At 56.2% G+C, this 21,406-nt stretch carries 14 protein-coding genes; 3 read left to right on the forward strand and 11 right to left on the reverse strand.

Features of this window, described 5'->3' with window-relative positions:
• The first annotated feature begins 233 nt into the window (after window positions 1–233).
• Entirely contained in the window at window positions 234–1,673 is a 1,440-nt protein-coding gene (locus ABEA92_RS26325) for a bifunctional folylpolyglutamate synthase/dihydrofolate synthase (RefSeq protein ID WP_345687929.1), read from the forward strand.
• On the opposite strand, the gene ABEA92_RS26330 is transcribed toward ABEA92_RS26325, so the two are convergent.
• On the reverse strand, window positions 1,670–2,170 hold the full coding sequence (locus ABEA92_RS26330) for a hypothetical protein (RefSeq protein WP_345687931.1): 501 nt from the start codon (window positions 2,168–2,170) through the stop codon (window positions 1,670–1,672). The genes ABEA92_RS26325 and ABEA92_RS26330 overlap by 4 nt on opposite strands.
• Before the next feature lie 217 nt (window positions 2,171–2,387).
• On the opposite strand from ABEA92_RS26330, the gene ABEA92_RS26335 reads away from it, so the two are divergent.
• A complete protein-coding gene (locus ABEA92_RS26335; RefSeq protein WP_345687933.1) occupies window positions 2,388–3,170 on the forward strand; it encodes a 4'-phosphopantetheinyl transferase family protein in 783 nt (260 codons plus the stop codon).
• Between the two features lie 10 nt (window positions 3,171–3,180).
• Here the strand turns inward: ABEA92_RS26335 and ABEA92_RS26340 are convergent, their stop codons facing one another.
• The 8 genes from ABEA92_RS26340 to ABEA92_RS26375 all read right to left on the reverse strand — a co-directional run bounded on the left by ABEA92_RS26340 (window position 3,181) and on the right by ABEA92_RS26375 (window position 16,825).
• Window positions 3,181–4,488, reverse strand: coding sequence for an amidohydrolase family protein (locus tag ABEA92_RS26340; protein ID WP_345687935.1), 1,308 nt, complete (start codon window positions 4,486–4,488; stop codon window positions 3,181–3,183).
• Complete coding sequence (locus tag ABEA92_RS26345; protein WP_345687937.1) at window positions 4,485–7,619, reverse strand: amidohydrolase family protein; 3,135 nt, start codon at window positions 7,617–7,619, stop codon at window positions 4,485–4,487. Before ABEA92_RS26345 ends, ABEA92_RS26340 begins: the two co-directional genes overlap by 4 nt.
• Before the next feature lie 283 nt (window positions 7,620–7,902).
• On the reverse strand, window positions 7,903–9,516 hold the full coding sequence (locus ABEA92_RS26350; RefSeq protein WP_345687939.1) for a phospholipase D-like domain-containing protein: 1,614 nt from the start codon (window positions 9,514–9,516) through the stop codon (window positions 7,903–7,905).
• 195 nt (window positions 9,517–9,711) lie between these two features.
• A complete protein-coding gene (gene dprA / locus ABEA92_RS26355) occupies window positions 9,712–11,001 on the reverse strand; it encodes a DNA-processing protein DprA (RefSeq protein ID WP_345687941.1) in 1,290 nt (429 codons plus the stop codon).
• A 138-nt stretch (window positions 11,002–11,139) separates the two neighbouring features.
• Entirely contained in the window at window positions 11,140–12,060 is a 921-nt protein-coding gene (locus ABEA92_RS26360) for a DUF1559 family PulG-like putative transporter (RefSeq protein WP_345687943.1), read from the reverse strand.
• Between the two features lie 173 nt (window positions 12,061–12,233).
• Complete coding sequence (locus ABEA92_RS26365; RefSeq protein WP_345687945.1) at window positions 12,234–13,544, reverse strand: TCR/Tet family MFS transporter; 1,311 nt, start codon at window positions 13,542–13,544, stop codon at window positions 12,234–12,236.
• 61 nt (window positions 13,545–13,605) lie between these two features.
• Complete coding sequence (locus ABEA92_RS26370; protein WP_345687947.1) at window positions 13,606–14,382, reverse strand: hydroxypyruvate isomerase family protein; 777 nt, start codon at window positions 14,380–14,382, stop codon at window positions 13,606–13,608.
• A 181-nt stretch (window positions 14,383–14,563) separates the two neighbouring features.
• Window positions 14,564–16,825, reverse strand: a complete 2,262-nt coding sequence (locus tag ABEA92_RS26375; protein ID WP_345687949.1) for a protein kinase domain-containing protein — start codon at window positions 16,823–16,825, stop codon at window positions 14,564–14,566.
• Window positions 16,826–17,357: 532 nt separating this feature from the next.
• Between ABEA92_RS26375 and ABEA92_RS26380 the strand changes: the two genes are divergently transcribed.
• Entirely contained in the window at window positions 17,358–19,286 is a 1,929-nt protein-coding gene (locus ABEA92_RS26380; RefSeq protein ID WP_345687951.1) for a 3-keto-alpha-glucoside-1,2-lyase-like domain-containing protein, read from the forward strand.
• A 224-nt stretch (window positions 19,287–19,510) separates the two neighbouring features.
• Here the strand turns inward: ABEA92_RS26380 and bamJ are convergent, their stop codons facing one another.
• Both bamJ and ABEA92_RS26390 read right to left on the reverse strand, forming a co-directional pair.
• The gene (gene bamJ, locus ABEA92_RS26385; RefSeq protein WP_345687953.1) at window positions 19,511–20,167 is read right to left on the reverse strand and encodes a BamJ family beta-barrel-assembly machinery protein; all 657 of its coding nucleotides are present in this window, start codon (window positions 20,165–20,167) and stop codon (window positions 19,511–19,513) included.
• 199 nt (window positions 20,168–20,366) lie between these two features.
• The gene (locus tag ABEA92_RS26390; RefSeq protein ID WP_345687955.1) at window positions 20,367–21,395 is read right to left on the reverse strand and encodes a serine/threonine protein kinase; all 1,029 of its coding nucleotides are present in this window, start codon (window positions 21,393–21,395) and stop codon (window positions 20,367–20,369) included.
• Between the last annotated feature and the right edge of the window lie 11 nt (window positions 21,396–21,406).

Genomic DNA, 21,406 nt, shown 5'->3' on the forward strand with positions numbered 1-21,406 from the left:
AAAAACACCGGGTTCCAAAGGTTTTTACGTTACGGCGTCGTGCTGGAAAGGGTTCGAATTTTTAACGACGGAATACTTCAGGTTTGTATTGGACACTGCCAAAACCGCACTGGCAACGCATCACGGATTGCCAATCCGCTACCTAAAAGCCTAAAAAACACGCTCTGGCTTCGGAAGCCAGTGTCGCAGCGCCTCCGTCGGCCGCATTCCTCGTCTCGTGTCGTCTCACGTTCATGACTGCCCCTGGCTACCAAGACTCGCTCGATTTCCTGTACGAGCGGATCAATTACGAACGGATTTCGACCACGCCGACGCGGTACCCGTTTCGGCTGCGGCGGATGGCCGAATTGTCAGAACGCATCGGTCTGGGCGATCATGTCCATGCAAATTCGTCCAAGCCCCCCATTCCGCTCGTCCATATCGCCGGTACGAAGGGCAAAGGATCGACCGCCGCCATGGTCGCCGCGATCCTCAGCAACGCGGGCTATCGCACGGGGCTTTACACCTCGCCCCATTTAAATCAGCTGGAAGAGCGATTTCGGATCAATCACGTCCCTTGCACCGCCAATGAAATCGTCGGCCTAGTCGATCGGATTCGCGGCGTGGTCGAGGAAATGGATCGCGAACCGGGCCCGGGGCCGACGTTTTTCGAGCTGACCACCGCGATGGCGATGCTGCATTTCCAGTCCCAAGCGTGTGATGCCATCATTCTCGAAGTCGGACTTGGCGGACGGCTCGACAGCACCAACGTCTTTTCATCGTCGGTGACGGCGATTACCAGCATCGGACTCGACCACCAACACGTGCTGGGCGATACGATCGCCGAGATTGCGGCCGAAAAAGCGGGAATCATCAAGCCGAACGTCCCGGTTGTCTCGAGCGTTGCCCGCCCCGCGGCGATCGAGGTGATCCAGCGGACGGCCGCCGAGCAAAACGCCCCGCTGTACCAGCTAGCGGAAACGCCTGCCCCGGCCGGGGCCTCCATCAACGATGCAGGACACCCCGGCGGAGACTTTCTCATTTCCATCGAACCAAGCGGTGATTGGGGATCCAAACTGTGCTACCAAGGGCGCACGGCCCCGCTTTGCCAATCCCGCGAAGTGACGCTGGCGATGGAAGGGGATCATCAAGCTCGCAATGCCGCAGTGGCAATCGCGGTGACAGATCTGTTGGCCGAATCGGGTCTAGCGGTCCCCGGAACCGCGTTCGCCTCGGGTTTGGCCTCGCTGAACTGCACCGCGCGTATCGAGCGTTTCCAATTGGACAACGACGTCGTCGCGATTGTCGATGCCGCCCACAACGAGGATTCGATCGCCGCGTTGATCAAAACGATCCACGACCGTTTGGCCGACCGCGAGATCACCGTCGTGTTTGGAACCAGCCGAGACAAGTCGGCCGAACCGATGCTGGCCGCCTTGGCCCCCAAAGCGACTCACCTCGTGCTGACCAAATACAGCGGCAACCCACGCTACCGCGAACCGGACGAGATGTTGACGATGGTGCCCGAAACCGATCGTCGACGAACGCAGGTGATCGCTAATGCGATCGAGGCTTGCCAACGCGGACGCGAATTGGCCAGCCCCGGAGGCGGCTTGGTGATTTGCGGTTCGTTCTTTCTGGCCGCCGAAGCGAGAGAATGGATTTTGGGGCTCCAGCGTGCTGCAGCGAATTAAGACGCCGCGGGGCTGGAACTGAGCATCAGTTCGACATCCCCGATCGGCAATTGAAGCTTCTCGCTGATCTGCTGCGCCGTCAGCCCCGCGTGACTCAGAGCTGAGATTCTTAACTGCAACACCGTGTGATGCTCGTCCTCGGCAGTAGGATTGGCGACCGAAGCATCGGGCTGGACGTTGGCGAGCGTCTCGATTCGCTCGTCCACTTGCCGCAACAACGTCTGCACGACCGCGATACGGGTATCCAATTCGGCGGTCAATTCACGTTGCAGGTCAAACATCGCGACTTGCCAACGCTGAGTTTCCACGGGGGCATCCGAAAGGGGCGCCACGGGATCCTTGCGTTTCTGAATCGCTTTGAGTTCCCGGTTGGCGGCCCGCGAATCCTGGGTGACCCGTTTCCGCAATGCGATTTGGCGGCGGGCTAGAACCCATCCCAACATCACAAACCCAGCCAACATCAATAGCTGTGCCTGCTGCATTTGGGCTAAAATCATCGTTTGCATTCGTCACCCAAGAAAACGGTGTCAACTAACTCAACGGCGCGTAGGATACGGTTGGTTATCATTAAATCGACCGCGGCCCCCGGCCCTCATTGAACCTTTTGAATCGTTTTCGTTTACGGCGACTTTAGCACTCCTTTCGCCTCTCGCGGTTTTAACGAAAATAGCGGCCATGCTTCCCTCATCTCACTCCTCTGCCTGTCCGACTGCGATGTCCTCCGCACGTGCATCATCGAACTTTTCCAACGACGAAGCGGTGGTGAGCGTGTGGCATGCGACGAGCTCGTCCTCGCATCCTGGTCCGATCGAAGCGTATTGTCACCAATGGCTCGATGAATCCGAATGCGAGCGGGCCGATCGATTCCGCGTGATGACAAGCCGCAACCAACACATTGTCGGACGTGGGATGGCTCGACACCTGCTCGGCCAATTTTCGGGCGCAGCCAACGTATCGCCAAAATCGATTCAGTTCTGCTGTCTGCAACATGGCAAACCGGCGGTCAAGTCACCGGCCGAAATTTCGACTCCGTTCAATATCGCGCACACCGACGGTTTAGTCTTGTGTGGAATCGGTCATGCGAAACATCAATTGCTCGGGGTCGATGTGGAACGACTCGAACGACGCACCGATCCCGAACTCGCAACACGGTATTTCTCGACGCCTGAAATCGAATACGTTCAATCGTTTACCGACACCGCGCGACGCAAGTTGGCGTTTTTGAAGGTATGGACGCTCAAAGAAGCGTTCATCAAAGCGATTGGCACGGGGCTACACACGCCGCTGTCGGATTTTGCGTTTGAAAACATCGACGACGACACGCCCACAATCCGAATGCTCAATCCCAAATTGGAAAGCGATCGAGATTGGAAATTCTTTTCGTTTCATCCGCGTGAATCGTTCATCGCAGCGATCGCGGTGGCAACCGACGAACCTGCCGACAATCTCTCGATGCATCTAAATAGCTTTGACGAGATTGTGGCCGAGCATCCTTAGCGTGCCATCTCTAGCGACTGCGGTTGTATTTCCGGCGGTACTTGTCGAACAACATGGTATGGCGACTCGACAAATCGACTTTGCGACCTTGGATATAGGCATCGACGACATTGCTCTCGGTTTCCAAGATGTCGCCGTCCGCGATGATCAACGTCGCGTCTTTGCCGACGGTCAATGAACCGACACGGTCGCTGACCCCGAGAATCTCGGCTGGCGAAAGCGTGATCGCGCGGACCGCATCCTCACGCGATAACCCGTAGGCGACCGAACACCCGGCATGGTAGGGCAGATTGCGGACGTTCGACGCACCGCCTGGATACCCCGGGCCCTCGCCGGCGATGGCATACTTCACGCCCGCCGCTTGCAACCGCTGCGGAAGGGTGTAGGGATGATCAAATGGATCGTGTCGACGAAGCGGCAAACGCAGCGTTCCCGCAATGATCACGGGAACGTTGTAGTGTTTCAACAATTCAGCACAGTCCGCAGCATCGTAGCCACCGTAGATCACCAGCTTCAATTTTCGGCTCTGAGCGTACGCCACGGCGGACTCAATCGAGTCGCGTCGATCCGCGTGAATCATCAGCGGCAAACGCCCTTGGATCACAGGCAACAGGGCTTCTAATTGAATGTCCTCGATCGCCGATCCCGCCGCTCGCTGCTCGGCGTAACGAGCGGCTCGATCCAACCATTGATCCAATTCCTCTAACTTCTGATCACGCTTTTTCGCTTCGGCCTTGGGATCCGCATCGCTGACTTGGGTCGCTCCCCAAGAAACGCACATCGCACTAGGCGCGGACAAATTCATCTCGCTAGCCGTCCAGCCATCCAACTGCATGACTGCGGATTGACCTTGAAAAAATCGTCCTCCCGGCGCTACATGCGCCAACAACACGCCGCTGGCTCGCGCCACCGGGATCAGTTCGCTATCGGGATTCACCGAAACCCATGATCGAACGTTGGGATTCTTGTCGCCTCGTTCGGCGTGATCCACGGTGACATCGACTCCCGTGATCTCGCGTAACCCGAGATCGGTCATTCCATCAAACAGCCCTGGATAAACATGCTTTCCAGCGGCTTCGATGACTTGCGTTCCTTTCTCTGGCTGGATGTCGTTTCCAACCGCCACGATCCGGCCATTGTCGAACAACAGATCCCCGGCTTCGATCACATCACCGTCGACCGTGTGCAGCGTTGCACCACGGATCAACAGCGGTCGCGATTGCTCGGGGCCAGGGATTTGATCATTGGCCGCCGCGCTACCGACGCCGACCGCACTGCATAACGCCAACAAGCAACCGATGACATTCAAAATCTTCATTGTACACCTCCGGCGTTTCGCCCTGCGTTACAGAACACATCAATGCGTGTCCAACGATCCTCTTCCTCGACTTTGTCTTTCTCGTCCTGTGGCTTTTCTTGCTTTGGTTCTTGCAAGGCGATTTGAATGATCCGCGAACGAAGCTCGCGATCACGTTGTCTCAGCTTGCGATCTTGATCGACATCAAAGTAGCGGCGACCATCAATCCAAGTCTGCTCGCAGCGTGACGTGGTCGACAGCGGACGCCCGCTCCAAACAACCAAATCCGCATCCTTTCCTGCTTCAATCGATCCGACGCGGTCGTCGATGCGAAGCTGCTTGGCTGGATTCAACGTCACAAATTTCAACGCTTCTTGCTCAGGCACACCGCCGTATTTGGTGGCCTTTGCCGCTTCGGTGTTCAAGTGACGGCCGAGTTCCGGATCATCACTGTTGTAGGAAACTACGATCCCGGCATCATGCATCAAAACACCGTTGTAAGGGACAGCGTCATAGACTTCGAACTTATACGCCCACCAATCCGCAAACGTCGACGCCATCGCTCCATGCTCGGCAATTCGATCGGCGACCTTATAGCCTTCGAGAATATGTTGCAGCGTACCAATGCGGATATTGAACTCTTCGAGCACATCCAATGTGGCCACAATTTCGTCTTGCCGATAACTGTGGCAATGAATCCAACGATCGCCTCGCTGAATTTCGACCAATGCATCGAGCTGCAAATCACGTCGCGGAGGCAATTGATCACGGACACCGTTGTGCCAAGCGGTGTTGGCCGCTTCGTATTGCCGCGCCGCGAGGAACTGATCGCGCAAAATCTGTTCGACCCCCATGCGTGTCGTCGGGTAACGGTTTGGTTTGCGTTTGACGTTTTCTCCCAAGGCGAACTTGATCCCCAGCGGAGCTTCGGCAAATTTCAACGCTTGCATCGTTCCGCCCCAACGCAATTTGATCACTTGGCTTTGCCCGCCAATCGGATTGGCCGAACCGTGCAGGATATTGGCGGACGTCACCCCACCGGCCAATTGCCGATAGATCGTGATGTCGGTGTTGTCGATAAAGTCTTCGACACGCACTTCGGACGTGACCGCTTGCCCTGCCTCATTGATCCCGCCATCGGTCGCCATGTGCGAGTGACAATCGATCATCCCCGGCGTGATGTGTTTCCCATTGGCATCGATTTGCACACAGTCTTTGGGGACCTTCAGATTTTGTCCGACTTCGGCAATCACGCCACCACGAACCAGCACGTCGCACGGGCTGATCACGCCGTCGTCGCCACACGTCCACACCGTCGCGCCGCGAAACATCACCAAAGCTGGCTGCTCGGGTGGCTCCGTCAGCCCAAATGCACCGAGCGGATAGACCAATTCGATCGGGTCCGTGACGGACGCAATCTCTTGCCCAGCCTCGGATGACTTTGTCTTCTCCGCTGACTCGACTTTCTCCGCTGACTCGGCTTTCTTGGCTGGTTCTTCTTTCTTGCTTGGGTCTTCTTTCTTGTTCGGGTCCGCTTTCGAATCTTCGATGCGTTTGAGCAACCATCTTTCAGACACTCCGCTTGGCGAGAGCAACGTGGCCATCAAACGAGGCGATTTCGGGTCATCCTCTTGCACCCTCAAAACGGTCAATTGCCAAACGCCTTGGTCGAACGAATCCGACAGCGAGTGCAGTTTGATCGAAGCCGAGACGCGGTCGCGTTGCCGAATCAGCTTTTCGAGCTTTGCCTTCTTGTCGCTCTTCTTTTTGGCCAGGCGAACGTAGCCCGAGAAGGACTTTTCGTTCTGCTCAAACACCAACTCGGCGTTGACGCGTTTGCCATCGATCGTCAGCGGGGTGCTCCATACGCCCTCGAGCCCATCGTCGTCGGCGGCGTCCTCGGCGATTTCATACCGAACGCCTGCGACCCAGGTTTCGAGCACTTTGGTGGAATCGTCTAGCAAATCCCCGTCGGTGATTACCAAATTGGCAAGCATCCCCGGTTTGATTTCGCCCACACGGTCTTCCACTCCCAGCAGTTTTGCCGGAGTGGTCGTCATCGCGGCCAGGGCAATCTCGCGTGGTAAGCCTCGATCGACGGCCACGCGAACCTGCTTCAAAAAGGTTTGCGGATCGTCTAAGCCATCGGTGGTCAAGGCAAATTCGACACCGGCAGCATGCAAGCGTTGGGGGTTTTCGGGCGCAAAATACCAGTGGATCCAATCGGTCAACGTCGAGTCGTTGATCGACGCCAAGGTCTCGGTGGCCAACACTTTGGGAAAATCGACGGGCAATAAAAACGAACGCCCCGTCGCGGCAATCTCATCCAAACCGCGGTACTCGCGTCCCGAACCACGCAGCAGGATATCGAGCGAGAATTCGTCGGCGATCGCTTCGGCACGAATCGCCATGCGTTCGTTGTCCGCGTCGAACAAAAATCGTCCGTCGGTGATCTGATGCGACAATTGATCGAGAGCCAGTGACGGCTCGGGACGATTTAAACTTGTATTTCGCTGGTAAACCCGATTGGCGTCGCGATACCAGACCGCGTCGTACAATGCTTGCCGCAGCAGCGCCGTAGCGCCCATCGGTGATGTGGGATAGCTGTCGCGTTTCTTTCCACGTGGCACGGTCAACGTCGCATGCTGGAAAACATTGGGCCGCAACAACCGCTGCGGGTGATCGGCATCCGTCAACAAGACCACACAGCTGCGGCCTTTCAAAATGCCTCCGCTCGGAGCGAGCAGCTGCGTCGTGATTCCTTGGCTGCGGCGTTTGCCGTCGTCGGCTTGTTTGTCACCGCTGACCCACGCGGCATGGTATTCGGGGGTGATATTGCGGTTCCAATACCCGGTTCCCTCGACTACGGGGTCTTCGGGAAGTTCGACCTCGTGAAACGCATCGATCAGTCCCGCATAAATTCGCTTGCCCGACACATCGATTCGCTTGGCACCGGGGGGAACGTCCATTTCGCTCGCCACGCGGATGATGGTCGTGCCGTCGATCAACAACGACATGACCTTTGGCGTCGCCCCAGGATGGGTGACAATTTCAGCTCCCTCAAGCAGCGTCGGTGATGGGTCGGCTTGACGCAGTGAATCAATCGGACGCGTCGCGGCGGATCGACGTCCCTCGCCTGTTTGAGCGAGCAACGCCGGGGACCCTGCAGCCCCCCAGCACAAAAGTGCTGCTAAACAAGCCAGCGGCCATGCTCGCTGGGGAGAGTTTTTCTTCAGACACATCGAGATCATCTGCACCGCTTTCGACGTACAGCAGGAAACAAAGACGAACGAACAAGCCCCGAGCGGGGGCTCGCGTCAATGTTAATCACTGAAGAAAGAATCACCAGGGACTGAGCTGACCTCCCCCGAGCCTCGTTCCTTTGTCACACGTCTCGATGCGTCGAGCGGCAGGAAACGATCCGTAATGGAACCTTTAAAGTTCCGAACCAAAGATCCGAGCGGCGGTGCTGAAGAAGCGGCGGCGAAGTGAATCAGGTTCCTGGCGATCATCACACTGTGCCTCCATCGCGGTGTACCAATCGCCGAGTTCGTGAAGAATGCGGGGATCATGAATCGCCAGCATCACTTCGTAGTTGAGGAAAAAGCTGCGCATGTCAAAATTCGCCGAGCCGATGAACGCGACCTCATCATCGACCAAAACCGCTTTGGTATGCACGACGCCGTCGCGATACCGCAGCACTCGGGCGCCCGCCTCGTGCAAATCACGACTGTATTCAAATCGTGCGTAGTCCGCTGGCATCATGTCACTCTCGTTGGGAAACATGATCCGAACATCGATTTCGCGACGACATGCCATTTCCAGCGATCGCATCGCGATCGACGAAGGGACGAAATAGGGGGTCACGATCCAGACCCGCTTGGTGGCTCGCTGGATCGCCGTGATCAACAGGTCCTCCATGACTTCGCCAGGCCCATCGGGGCCAATCGGGATCACTTGCACCCGGCTTGCCCCGTCATGCCCGTCATGCCCGCCATGCTCGGCATGCCCGTCATTCGCCTTGGAATTTTCTCGATGCTCCGATTCGCCCTTTGCCGATTCGCAATCGCCTGATTTGCAATGTTCCGAATCGGAATCGCCTGATTTGCCATCGCTGGTTTCGCGATTACTCGCCTTGCCATCACTCGATTTACCATTACTCGATTCGGTTTGTTTTGAATCGCATGACTTCGGTTTGAACACCCCGCAGCAGGGAATCTCCTTTTGCAAATCAGCTTCATCAAGCGAGTGATCTCGATTGACAAACCGCCAATCGGACCGGAAAACCGCTTCGACTTGGCACGCCGCGGGCCCCGTCAGTGCCACACAAAGATCGACCCAGGTGTCTTCATCGGGCTGCTCGGTGATTTCGTACTGCACCAAGTTTGCTCCGCCGACATAGGCCCGTTTGCCATCGGCGATCACGAGTTTTCGGTGATTGCGAAAATTCAAATAAGCAAACCGGGACAAACGTGACACAGGCTTGAACGTCATCGCTTCGCCACCCGCATCGCGAACGGTGTCGAGCATTTCATCGGGCATTAAGAAAGAACCAACGCCATCCACCAACAGCTTCACGTCGACTCCCTGGCGAGCTTTGGCCGCCAATTTGTCCACGATTTTGTGACCAAGGTCATCATCCGCCATGATAAAGCTAAGCACGTAGAGCGATTCGGTTGCCGAGTCGATTAGCTCGAACAGATACTGATACATTTCTTCCGGTTTGGCCAACAGCTTGACGCAGTTGCCGGGCGTCGAAGGGGCGAGCCCACGACGAATACCAATGTTCGACAATCCACACCGATCAGGCACCTCCACACTCGGACATGGCGGCATTTTCACGATGCCACGCAATTCGTGCTCGGCAGATATTTTGCGGCCCGCGAGGGTCAGGTACAGCAGAAAACCAACAGGTGGACAGAGCAGGATGACGACGATCCAGCCAAACCGGCCGACATGTTTTCGCTCGTCGTGACGCATTGCGGTCATGGCGACCAGCATCAACAAGGCCCCAATCACCGATCCGACATACCACCCCACATAGACCATCTTGTTCTCATTTGTAGTTCGTTATTGATTGCCCCGTTCCAGTAGGGCGACCAGGACAAGGTGCAAAGGGCATGCCAGAGAAAAGACGGGCAAAGGAGCGAATAGTCGGTTATTTCTCAAATCAGGGGCGAATTGATCAAGGATTTGTCCCCCCGCCGTTCGTCTGGGTGGGCAGCAGTGCGAGATTTACAGCGATTAGATCCGCGAGACGTATTGTCCGCTCAATCGCCGGATCAGCGAACGCATTTCCAGAACACTGATGGTGGCCATCACTCGATGCGCGGGAAGTTCGGTCTTGGCGATCACTTCGTCGATGGGCGTACTGGTTTCGCCGACCGCGTCCAGCACCGCTCGCTCGAGTTCATTCAGCAGCAAATCGGCACCACTGCGAATCGATTGGCCATCGCCGGCATCGACCGGATTGCACATCGGCCCAATCCCTTCGAGCACGTCTTCGATCGTTTGCACCAACTTGGCACCATCGCGAATCAATTGATTGCATCCTCGCGACATTCGACTGGTCACGGGACCAGGCAACGCAAGCACTTCTCGATTCAACTCGCATGCCAAGCGAGCGGTGATCAAGGCGCCGCTGCGATCAGGTGCTTCGATCACCAGCGTGGCGAGCGACATTCCTGCGATCAAACGATTTCGCTGTGGGAACATGCCGGCATGCGGCTTGGCATGCGGAGGGTACTCGCTGATCACAGCACCAGCCGCTGCAATCGTTTTCGCTAATCCCTTGTGCTCGCTCGGATAGATCTCGGCTAAGCCACTGCCGAGAACCGCGATCGTGCGGCCGCCTCCGTTTAACGCCCCTTCGTGGGCAGCCGAATCGATCCCGCGGGCCATCCCGCTGATCACCGTTATCCCGGCTCGTGCCATGGCATAACCGAACCGCTCGGCTTGCTTTAGCCCATACGTCGTGGCGTGTCGCGTCCCGACAATCGCCACGGCAAGCTCATCGGTAGCGAGCCACTGCCCATCGACGAACAAGATCGGCGGCGCATCGGGAAGATCAAACAGCGACTGAGGGTAGTCTTCGTCCTCGGACGAGATGATCGCCACGTCCTGATCGGTACACCACTGGATGATCGCATCGACATCAATATGATGCGAAGCGGTCCGGATCACGTGCACAAGTTTAGGACCAATCCCATGCACGGATGCCAATTCGTGATCATTCGCTTGTAACGCACGTTGGGCCGAGCCAAATCGATCAAGCAAGCCTGTTAGAATTCGCGGCCCAACTCCGGGCAGCATCGCCAACCGCAACATGGTCCGCGTTTCCTCGGTGATAACCCGCGGTGGTCGCGGCGCCGCGTCCTGCATCCCATCGGCGTACGTCATCGCCAACAAACCATCGTCCTGCGGTTCATCAGACTCGGGAGCGTCGGTTTGGAGTGGAGCGTCAACGCGAGGTGGATCGGCGTCCGCCCCTGCTCCGCGAGCATCATCGGCACTCTGCATTGGTTCGACTTCCATCAACGCATCCCTCGATCCTGATTGTCACTAAGGCACTCCGCCTGTAGGCCACGCTGACACATTGGCCCAGTGTCTCATTGGCCCATTCGCCCAGTGCGACATTGGCCCTCAATCACGCCAGGCCGAGATCGCGAACGGTTAGAAATCGTCCACGATCTCGTGTCCTTGATAGGTAATCAGCGAAGCGTAGACCTCCGCATCAATCTGTTCGGAAATAAAATGGGTGCTGCCATCGGCGAGATTGATTTGCAGTCCACCGACATGAAACGAATACGCCTCGTTGTTGTTGGTCTTGTTGATCACATAGGGTCCGGAACAGCTCAACCCATCGGCAGCAAAACCATGCATCGGAATGTAGTTCCCGGGATTCGCCCAACCACCAAGCTTCGATCGCGCGTCGGTGACATTCACATTGCCGCAGCCATTATTGTTGGTTGATGGTCCCAGCCGCCCCATCACAAAATACTGTGGGCGTCCCGCACACTCGACCAACAACATCGTATTGGACAGTCCGTCTAACACATCGCGAAACCGCGTGACTCGCGATCCATGATACAACCCACGGCGATTGACTCGCGGCTTGACAAAGCCGGCGTCGATGATGTTTTTAGTCACCTCGCCATGAGGAACGTAGTCGGTCGTCGCGGTATTGATTCCGGAGCCGAGTCGATCGAGTTCGTGATTATCCGGAGCCGAAGGACACAGATAGGTTTCCACGTGTGTCGCAACGGCGTCACGGTTGCGTACGTCATTCCAATTGACATCAAAGTCGTAATTCTCGAAAAGTGCCATCTGCTCGACAAAGGGCAATAGCGATGCTGCCCACGTATGCTGACGCGGGCTCGGTTGGCTTTTGCGGGGCAATTGTTGATACAGCGAATGATAATTGTGCGACGCCAACCCGATTTGACGCAAGTTATTGGAACAACTCATCCGCCGCGCCGCTTCACGAGCGGCTTGCACCGCAGGCAACAACAATGCCACCAACACCCCGATGATCGCGATCACGACAAGCAGTTCAATCAGCGTAAATCCGCCGCGGCACCGCGAGCGAAGCAAAAGCCGAGGAATTGACCTAGGAAAGCTTTTGCAAACTGGACCTGTCGCGCGCACGTGTCACCCCCGTAACCGCGGCAGATGACAAGAAGAAAAGCTGCCACGAGTGACCTGCCGCCCATCCCCCGTGAAGGGTCAAGTATAAGGGGATCGAGCGGGCAAAGTCGAGCAACAAATCAAGTCGCGTCGTAATTCGACTTGGTTGCGACCGTTTCGGTTCTCGGAAAACGGTAAAAAACCTGGATTGCCACGACAAGCGAAATGGTGATCAGCACTGCCCCCGCAAGAAACGGAGCCCCGGGAATCTCGACCGGAGCGGCATCACCGGTGAAATAATTGAACAAGCCTGCGGTGAAAAAGATCGGGGCGATGACGTTTGTCAAACTGACCAACGAGGTTAACGCCCCTTGAACTTTGCCTTGATCCGAATCGCTGACCGTTCCTGAAATCAGGCTTTGAATCGCCGGCCCTGCCAAACCGCCAAGCGAACCAAAGATGATCAAACCGGGGATCATCCAAGCCTGGTTGGCCAGCCCGTAACCTGCGAACGCGACCGCCGAGATCAGTGTCCCGAACAGCACAGCGTTGCGTTCGCCAAAGCGTTTGATGACCGGACGCACCAAACCACCCTGGACAACAATCGCGGTGATCCCGACTAGACCAAGCGCCTTGCCATTGGCCGCCGCGTCCCAATCAAACTGGTAACCGGTATACAACACCCACACATTTTCCAAGCCACGCTGTGCCAGCGATTTGCATAGAAAGACAACCGTCAATCCGACCACAAAGGGATACACCTTTAAATGGTTTAGCGTGCGAAACGGATTGCCGTGAGACAGCAAGAACTCACTGCGGCGGTGCTTGGGAAGCGACTCGGGCAACACAAAGTAGCCATACAACCAATTCACGATCGCAAGTGCCGCGGCCAAGAAAAACGGCCAACGCAAATTGTAACTGCCTAACAATCCACCGAGCGCCGGGCCGATCGTAAAACCGAGCCCGAACATCATTCCGACCAAGCCAAAGTTCCGAGCACGATTGGCATCGGACGAGACATCCGCGATGTAGGCATTGGCCGTGGTGATACTAGCGCCCATCACTCCGGCAAGCAGACGGCCTACCAACAGCCACCAAATATTGGGTGCAAATCCTTGGATCAGAAAATCGACACCCAACCCAAACAACGACACCAACAATATCGGCCGCCGTCCAAAGCGATCCGACAATGCCCCCAAAATTGGCGCGAACAGAAACTGCATCAAGGCGTAGATCGCACCGATCACCCCGACGTAGAAACTTGCGCCCGACTCGTCCGCTCCGATCAATTCTTGAATCAACTCAGGCAACACGGGAATCACGATCCCGATGCCAAGAATATCGATGAACAGCGTCAGCAAGATAAAGGCAATCGCGGCCTTGCGTTTCTGAGGCGGCAGCCGCGACTCGGATTCATTCGAATCGGACGGATCGTTTTTCAGGTCGCTCAATGAAGTCTCTTGAATTCGGTCTAAAAGTTTGGCGAGGCAACGTCGCCTGATCAGTCACGACTTAGGATGTTGCACTGAACCAGCGAGCGACCTGACGAAGTCCTTCACTTGGATCATGCTTGGGCCAATATTCGAGCCCCACATAACCGTCGTACTGGCTCGATTGAATCGCGGCGAATATTTGTTCGTAATTCAATTCGCCCAAGGTTAATTCGTGGCGTCCCGGATTTCCTGCGGCGTGAAAGTGTCCGATCTTGTCGATGTTCTGCATCAAATTGTGAATGACATGTCCTTCACTGATCTGTTGGTGATAGATGTCAAACACCACCTTCACCCGAGGGCTGTTGACCCGATCGATGATCTCAAACGCCTCGTCGCTGCGAACCAAATAGTACCCCGCGTGATCCACCAATTCGTTCAGCGGTTCGATCACTAGCGTGACGCCCGCGGCTTCGAGCAGCGGTGCGGCTGCGAGCAATCCATCGATCAACGATTGGTGCTGTTCTTGACGTGCAGCGTCGGGGCGAAAATCGCCGACTTGGGAAATCAGTACAGGGCAATCCAGCTGCTTGGCCGCGGCGATCGATTCTTCGAGTCCCGCGAGGTATTGATCGCGTTGAGCGGGATCGACCAACGAAATGAACTTGGTGCAGCAGGCCGAGATCGACATCCCATTTGCATCGCGATGCTGAATCAGTTCGTCAAGATTTTTTTCCCACCAACACCAAAACTCGAATGCCTTGATTCCCGCATCGGCCACGGACTTGATCGCATCCCCCACAGGCACGTTCTCGAAGACGGCGTCGATACAAACAGAGGGTTTCAGTTGATTTGGCATGAATCAGGTTTGCTTCGTGGAGACTTCTTGGTTGACGGGACCCTCGGTGGCAGCGAAGGCCGATCACGGATGGCCGAATCGCGATGCCGCATCCTCGGTTTTGGAATCCAGAGGCGGCAAGCGGGCGAGCGAATCGCCAAAGTCTACACCAATGCAGACAAGAAGCACGAGGGTGCTGGCCCTAGGGGGTGGGAAGTTCGAGAACCAATTGGGGAGCTTCGTTTGGATCTCGTTCACGGCTCGCAAACGCCAACAGGCTGTTGTCGGCATTGCCACCGGCCAGGATCAAGGTGACCGAGCGGCTTTTGGCACTCCGTAAAAACTCGGTCAGCTCGCTGCCGCCAATCGAGACTTGGCGATCATTTCCGTTGTCTTTGGCAGTGATTTTCGTCTCGGCCAAAATCGGCAGCGATCCCAGCCCACGCTTGGAATACGAATTCCCCCATGTCAACGCAAATCGTCCCGATTCCTGCCACCGCTCGGCAGCCGGTGTGTCCACGCCGTATAGACGCAACGTCGCATCGGACGGACGATCGTCGCCCGGCAGCGTGAGCACCAATTTGGCATCTTGAATCTTGTTTCGCTGCTTGCTGATCGCAGCAAGATCAAACCGCATGTAGGCATGTTCCAGCTCGGCCCCGTTTCGCGTCTGCACTGCAATGCCGGGGTTGGTCCCCATCGGATCACCGCCGCCTGCGCCACGACGCACCGAGGAATCGGCTCCGTTGCCATCGGCGGAACTGATCCGGATGGTCTCGACGGGAACCGAAGCGGGTTGTGGCTCAGGCGTGGTGGCCGCGTCAGGCAATGAGTTCTTCATCGCTGCCGATTCTGGCGGCACGTCCACCGGATTCTTGTCCGCCATGTTCGATTGCGAAGCGTCTGAGTTAGCAACACTTACCATCGGTTGCGGCTGGGCAACCTCGGACTTCGCAGGCGGCTTGGGCGAGGATGACTCGGCCTGATTTTTATTGCTGCCGTTGCTCTTGTTGTTGCCATTGTTTTTATTGTTATTGCCGCCCCCTTTCTTGTTCCCTTTTTTCGCCGTCGGTTGTTGTTTCGCAGCAGGCGACGGGTCCGCTTTTCTAACCGCAGTTTTGGCCGGAGGATTGCCGCGGTTAGAAGCTCCCTGCGCCGCCCCGGAGGTTTCTGCGACAGCGGGACTCGCCGCACCGGATTGCGCCACCGGCGGCGGAGCACTTGAACCGCTCGCAACCCACGCATAGATCGCGACGACAATCAGCAACAACGCCAAAACCGCGATGGCGATGAATGGCGCATATTGTTTCCAATCAATGGTCGCGGCGGGCTCTTGCTTTTTCGCCACCGGTCGCGCCGCCGCGGATCCAAACGAGCTTTGCGGTACCGTGGGGGCCGGAGCCGCTAACGGACTTGGGGTCGCCGCCGGAGTCGCGGGCATCGCAGGAAACGCAAACGGATCCGGGACCTCTTCGGCCGCCGCTTCGATCGAATGGTCGTCAAAGAGATCGTGATTTTGTTTTTTGCTGACGACCTCGCTCAACCCCAACTGCAATTTGCTGATCGCTTGCGCCACTTCGGATTTGGCATGGCACTCGACCTCGGCACGCTGCAATTCTTCGAGCAACACATTGGCTGACGCAGGTCGTTCACGAGCCTCTTTCGCTAACAATCGATGCACGAGATCCGCAAGCGGTTCGGGAATCTCGGGGTTCAGTTCACGAATCGGTTTGGGTCGGTGCGACAAAATAGCGACCAATTGCCCCGAGACCGATGAAGACGCCAGCGGCAAACGTCCGGTACATAACTCGTACAAGACCACCCCGAGACTATACAAATCGCTTCGATCATCCAGCGGATCGGTGCGTGCTTGTTCGGGCGACAAGTAACCCGGGGTGCCAATCACCGAACCGGTTCCAGCAAGCCGATCCACCGGAGTCTGTGCGAGCGCGAGACCGAAATCAAGAATCTTGATTCGATCGTTTCCTTCTTCGATCCAAATATTCGCCGGTTTGATGTCGCGATGAACAATCTGTTTAGCATGGGCTGCGGCAAGCCCACGTGTGATCTGCTTGGCAAAGTCGAGAATCTTTTCAAAACCCAACTGCGTTTTGCTCGAATTGAGTGATTCGAGCGTCTGCCCTTTGAGCAACTCCATTGCCATAAAAGGGGTGCCGTTGCGTTCGCCGACTTCAAAAATCACCACCACGTTGTCGTGATGGACCGCCGCCATCGCACGCGCCTCTTCGATGAATCGCGCCCGACTGTTGGGAGTCGCCGCAATCTTTTTGTTCATCACCTTCAAGGCGACGGTGCGTTTAAGCCGGGTGTCCTCGGCCCGAAAAACGTACCCCATTCCCCCCTTACCCAGCTCACTGATCACTCGATACGAACCGAGCATCCCCAGATCATCGGGTTGCGATGGGGGAGCGAGAAAGTCGTAGACTTGCTGGGTCGTTTTCATGGATTCGCATTAGGAACGATGAGTTTCTTGCATCCGTCCGGGCGAGAATAGTTTAACACGCAATAAAGTAAATGTGTGCGGGGAACCGGAAACCCCCAGCCGAAAACCACCGCTAATCGCTGTCATCCGCTAAATTCAAGCGGTCTATACCGGGCGATTCGCACCGGGCGATTCGCACCGGGCGATTCGCACCGGGCGATTCGCACCAGCGCCGTGACGAGTCTCGTACGCTGGAGATTGTATCGCTAGTTTACACACGGATCGCAACGGCAGCGGCATGGCTAGAATGCAAACGGCATTTTTGGGACGTATTTGCAAACGGCATACCGGCGACCGCACGGTGTGCCCTCGAACCGGAAAGAATGCAACTTGGTGCCCCCGGCATGTTGTTCGCGGTCCGCTGCCAAACGATACTATGAACCCTGCTTGATCATGATCCGTGCCTCAAGCGATGGAAAACGACTTCTGGACGTCACGGACCCTCCAAACCTTACCTGACCCCCTCACCATTCCCTTCACCCCAAGAATCAAGATGAAAATGCGGCTTAGCCTCACGATCGCCAGCCTTTGTCTGGCCAGCCTCTCCTTTGGATCACGGCCCGTTGACGCTGCGGATCCTGGCCTCAGCGACAAGGCCAATCAATTGACCGAGTCCGAGAAACGTAGCGGATGGGAACTCTTGTTTGACGGATCGAGCACCGACGGATGGCGAAACTACAAACGCGATGACGTGTCAGACGGCTGGAAAGTCGAAGACGGAGCGTTGATTCGTCACAGCAAGGGTGCTGGCGACTTGATCACCAAGGAAAAATTCGACACCTTCGAACTTTCGCTGCAATATAGGATCAGCAAAGAGGGCAACAGCGGGCTGATGTTCCACGTTGTCGAAGGCGAGGGACGCCCGTACTACACCGGCCCCGAAATCCAGATCCAAGACAACAAAGACGGGCACGATCCGCAAAAGGCGGGTTGGCTGTACCAGCTGTACAAACCCGGCAATGCTCCTGGTGAAGACACTCCGATTGACGCTACCCGCCCGGCCGGCCAATGGAATGAACTGTACTTGCGTATCGCTAACGATCAGTGCAGCGTCTGCATGAACGGCGTGCGTTACTACAATTTCAAAATCGGTGACAAGACCTGGAACGACCGAGTGGCCGCCAGCAAGTTCGCCCAATGGGAAGGCTTCGGCGAAGCGGGCGAAGGCCATTTGTGTCTGCAAGACCACGGCGACGTGGTGGCGTACCGCAACATCAAGATCCGGCGACTCAAAGATGGCCAACCCGTCAAACAACCGATCGACGGAAAACTTGGCATGAAAAGCGTCTTGGCGTTTCCTAATCTGCAGTGGGATCAATGGGATGCCGTTGACGACGCCGGCCAAGTCCGCCCGTTGCGGTTGATTGAATTGACCTACGCCAAAGGCATGCCCGAGCGACTCTACACGATCTCGCAACGCGGCATGATTTGGACGTTCGAAAACAAACCAGACGTCACTGAGTCCCAATTGGTGCTGGATTTACGCGAGAAGGTTTACGACTGGCAAAAACGGGGCGCAAACGAACAAGGGCTGTTGGGACTTGCCATGCACCCCGAATTCAAAAGCAACCGAAAGTTCTATGTCTACTACTCGTTGGCGGATGCCAAAAAGTCGATCATCTCTTGCTTCACGATGTCTAAGGACAATCCTCATCAAGCCGATCCCGAATCCGAAGTGGTGCTGATGGAGATCGACCAACCGTTCCAAAATCACAATGGCGGCAGCATCGAATTTGGCCCTGATGGCTATTTGTATATCGGACTCGGCGATGGCGGACTTCGCAACGATCCCTACGAAGCCGGCCAAGATCTGAGCAAGATTCTCGGTAAAATCCTACGGATCGATGTCGATAACGCGGGCGACGGCAAAGCCTATGCGATCCCCGCAGACAACCCGTTCGTGAATACCTCGGGCGCGCTACCGGAAATCTATGCCTATGGACTTCGCAACCCATGGCGAATCGCGTTTGACCCCGCCTCGGGTCGTCTGTGGGCCGGCGATGTCGGGCAAGAATTGTGGGAAGAAGTCGACGTGATCACCAAAGGCGGAAACTATGGCTGGAGCAGCCGCGAAGGCACGCACCCGTTTGGCAACCAACCGGTGCCCGAAAGCGTCAGCGAGCCGATTGAACCGGTGTGGGAATACGACCACGAAATCGGTAAATCGATTACCGGCGGCCGTGTTTACCGCAGCGACCGCAATGCGGATCTAAACGGCAAATACATCTACGCCGACTACGTCACCGGCAGCGTATGGGCACTGTCCTACGACCCGGAAACGGGCAAAGCGACTCGCAACGACCAAGTCATCCCCGACAGCATCCCGGTGTTGGCGTTCGGACAAGACGCAGCGGGCGAGGTCTACTACCTGACCAACAGCGTCCGCGGCGAATGCATCTACCGCTTCGACGCAGCCAAGTAAGGTCACCTCTTTAGCCCCGTGCCTGCGTCGAGGGGAACGGTCTGAGAAGCCCAGGATGCGAAGCAAATAATCTAGCGTAGTGGATCTTGCTAAAGGTCCTGCATGCGGGATCTTTAGCAAGATCCACTACGAAGAGGCCTAAGATACGAAAAAAAGCCGAGTCGCTAGACTCGGCTTTTTCTTCGTTTTCACGTTTGCGTTTCACTGAAACGAGCTGCTTGCGACTACAGAATGTCGAGCAATTCGACTTCAAAGACGAGCACTTCGTTGGGGCCGATCGCTCCCTGGCTGCCGCGTTCGCCGTAGGCTAGTTCCGAAGGGATGTAGAGCATCCATTTCGAGCCCACCTTCATTTCCTGCAGTGCCATCTGCCAGCCTTGGATGACTTGGCCGACCATGAATTCCGCAGGGGTTCCGCGAGCCACCGAGCTGTCAAACACGGTGCCGTCGATCAGTTTGCCGGTGTAGTGAACCTTGACCTTGTCCGACGCGGTCGGCGAGGCACCGGTACCTTCTTTGATCACCGAGTACTGAACACCGCCTTCAAGCGTTTTCACGCCTTCTTTCTTGGCGTTCTGCTCAAGCCAAAGCTTGCCTTTTTCTTTGTTTCGCAACATCGCTTCTTCTTGGCGTTTGCGAAGCATTGTTTCCATCTTGCCTTGAACTTCACGCAACTGATCATCGCCCATCGCGGGATCATTGCTGGCCAATCCGTCCTTCAAGCCTTCGATCAGCGTTTGGAAATTCATGTCCTCGGCTTGGAAGCCTTGATTGCTCATTTGTTGGCCAAGTGAAACGCCCAAGAAATAGCCGATCTCGTCAGCCTGTTCTACGTATTTCCGGGGTGCTTCTTCTGTTTTGGCGGCGTCGTCTTGTGCCATCGTCGAACTCGTCATAAGTGTAAGAGAGACGAGAGCCAACCCGCCAAACTGTAAAAAGGATTTTGTTAGATTCATCAGGTGGGACATCGGTAGGGTTCCTGCGTTTGATAGAAAGGTCATCGGCGTGCATTTATACAAGAGCGACTCGAGTTGTGTTACCACGCAACCGAGAGATTCACGCCGGCTCGACCGAAATGCATTACGGTGCAAAGACAATTGCGGCAATTACCATGCCGCCAATCACGGCCGCGACCAACAGCAACCGGCCCCAGCTGACCTCGGGATTGGTAGCCTGATTCAGTCGGGCACTGATTTGTTGCTCGAGAATTTGGCGTCCCTTTTCGGTGACCGATTCCGCCGCCACATCCTTGCCCAACCCGTCGGGAATCGATTCCGCGTGCAAATCGTACTTTTCGCCCATTTCCAACATCACGCCTTGGACCGAGCGAGCGTTAAAGGGGCGATCGTCGGGCAGCTTGCGCAGCAATTGGTCGACAATTTCATCGAGCTCGGGGGGACACTCGGGCAGCAGATCGCGGATTCGCGGCGGCTTGGCGTGCAGATGCTGCTCGAACAACTGGGCAAAATTTTCGCCCAAAAACGGCTTTCGCCCGGTCAACATCTCAAATAGACAGCAGCCGAGCGCGTACAGATCGGTTTTACCCGAAATCATCGCATCGCCGGTAATCTGCTCGGGCGACATGTAAGCGTGGGTGCCGACCGTCAATCCGGTGGTCGTGATATCGTTGTCGTGCAAATCACGGGCGATGCCGAAATCGCCTAATTTAACAATCGCCGACTTCGTCAGAAACAGATTGCCAGGCTTCAAATCGCGGTGAATGACGCCGTGGTTGTGAGCACACTGCAGGGCGGAACAGATTTGCCGAGCCACATCGACCACGACCTGCCAATCAAGCCGTCCTCGCGCCTCGAGCAACTCACCCACCGTGCCCCCTTCCACCAGCTCCATGATGTAATAGAGCTGCCCATCACTGGCTTCGCCTCCGCCAAAGGAGGCGATGATGTTGGGATGACGCAAACGTTGCAGAATCGTGACTTCACGGCGAAAGCGAGCTCGGATCAGCTTGTCACGACTAACACCGGGATGCAATTTTTTGATTGCAACCCGTTCGCCAGTCTCTTTCTCCGTCGCTTCATAAATCGTACCGACGGTGCCGACCCCTAGAATGGTCCCAAGCACGTAATCGGTGATTTGTGAAGAAGGCACGTCGATTTTCG

This window comes from Novipirellula caenicola, from assembly GCF_039545035.1.
Classification (GTDB): Bacteria; Planctomycetota; Planctomycetia; order Pirellulales; family Pirellulaceae; genus Novipirellula; species Novipirellula caenicola.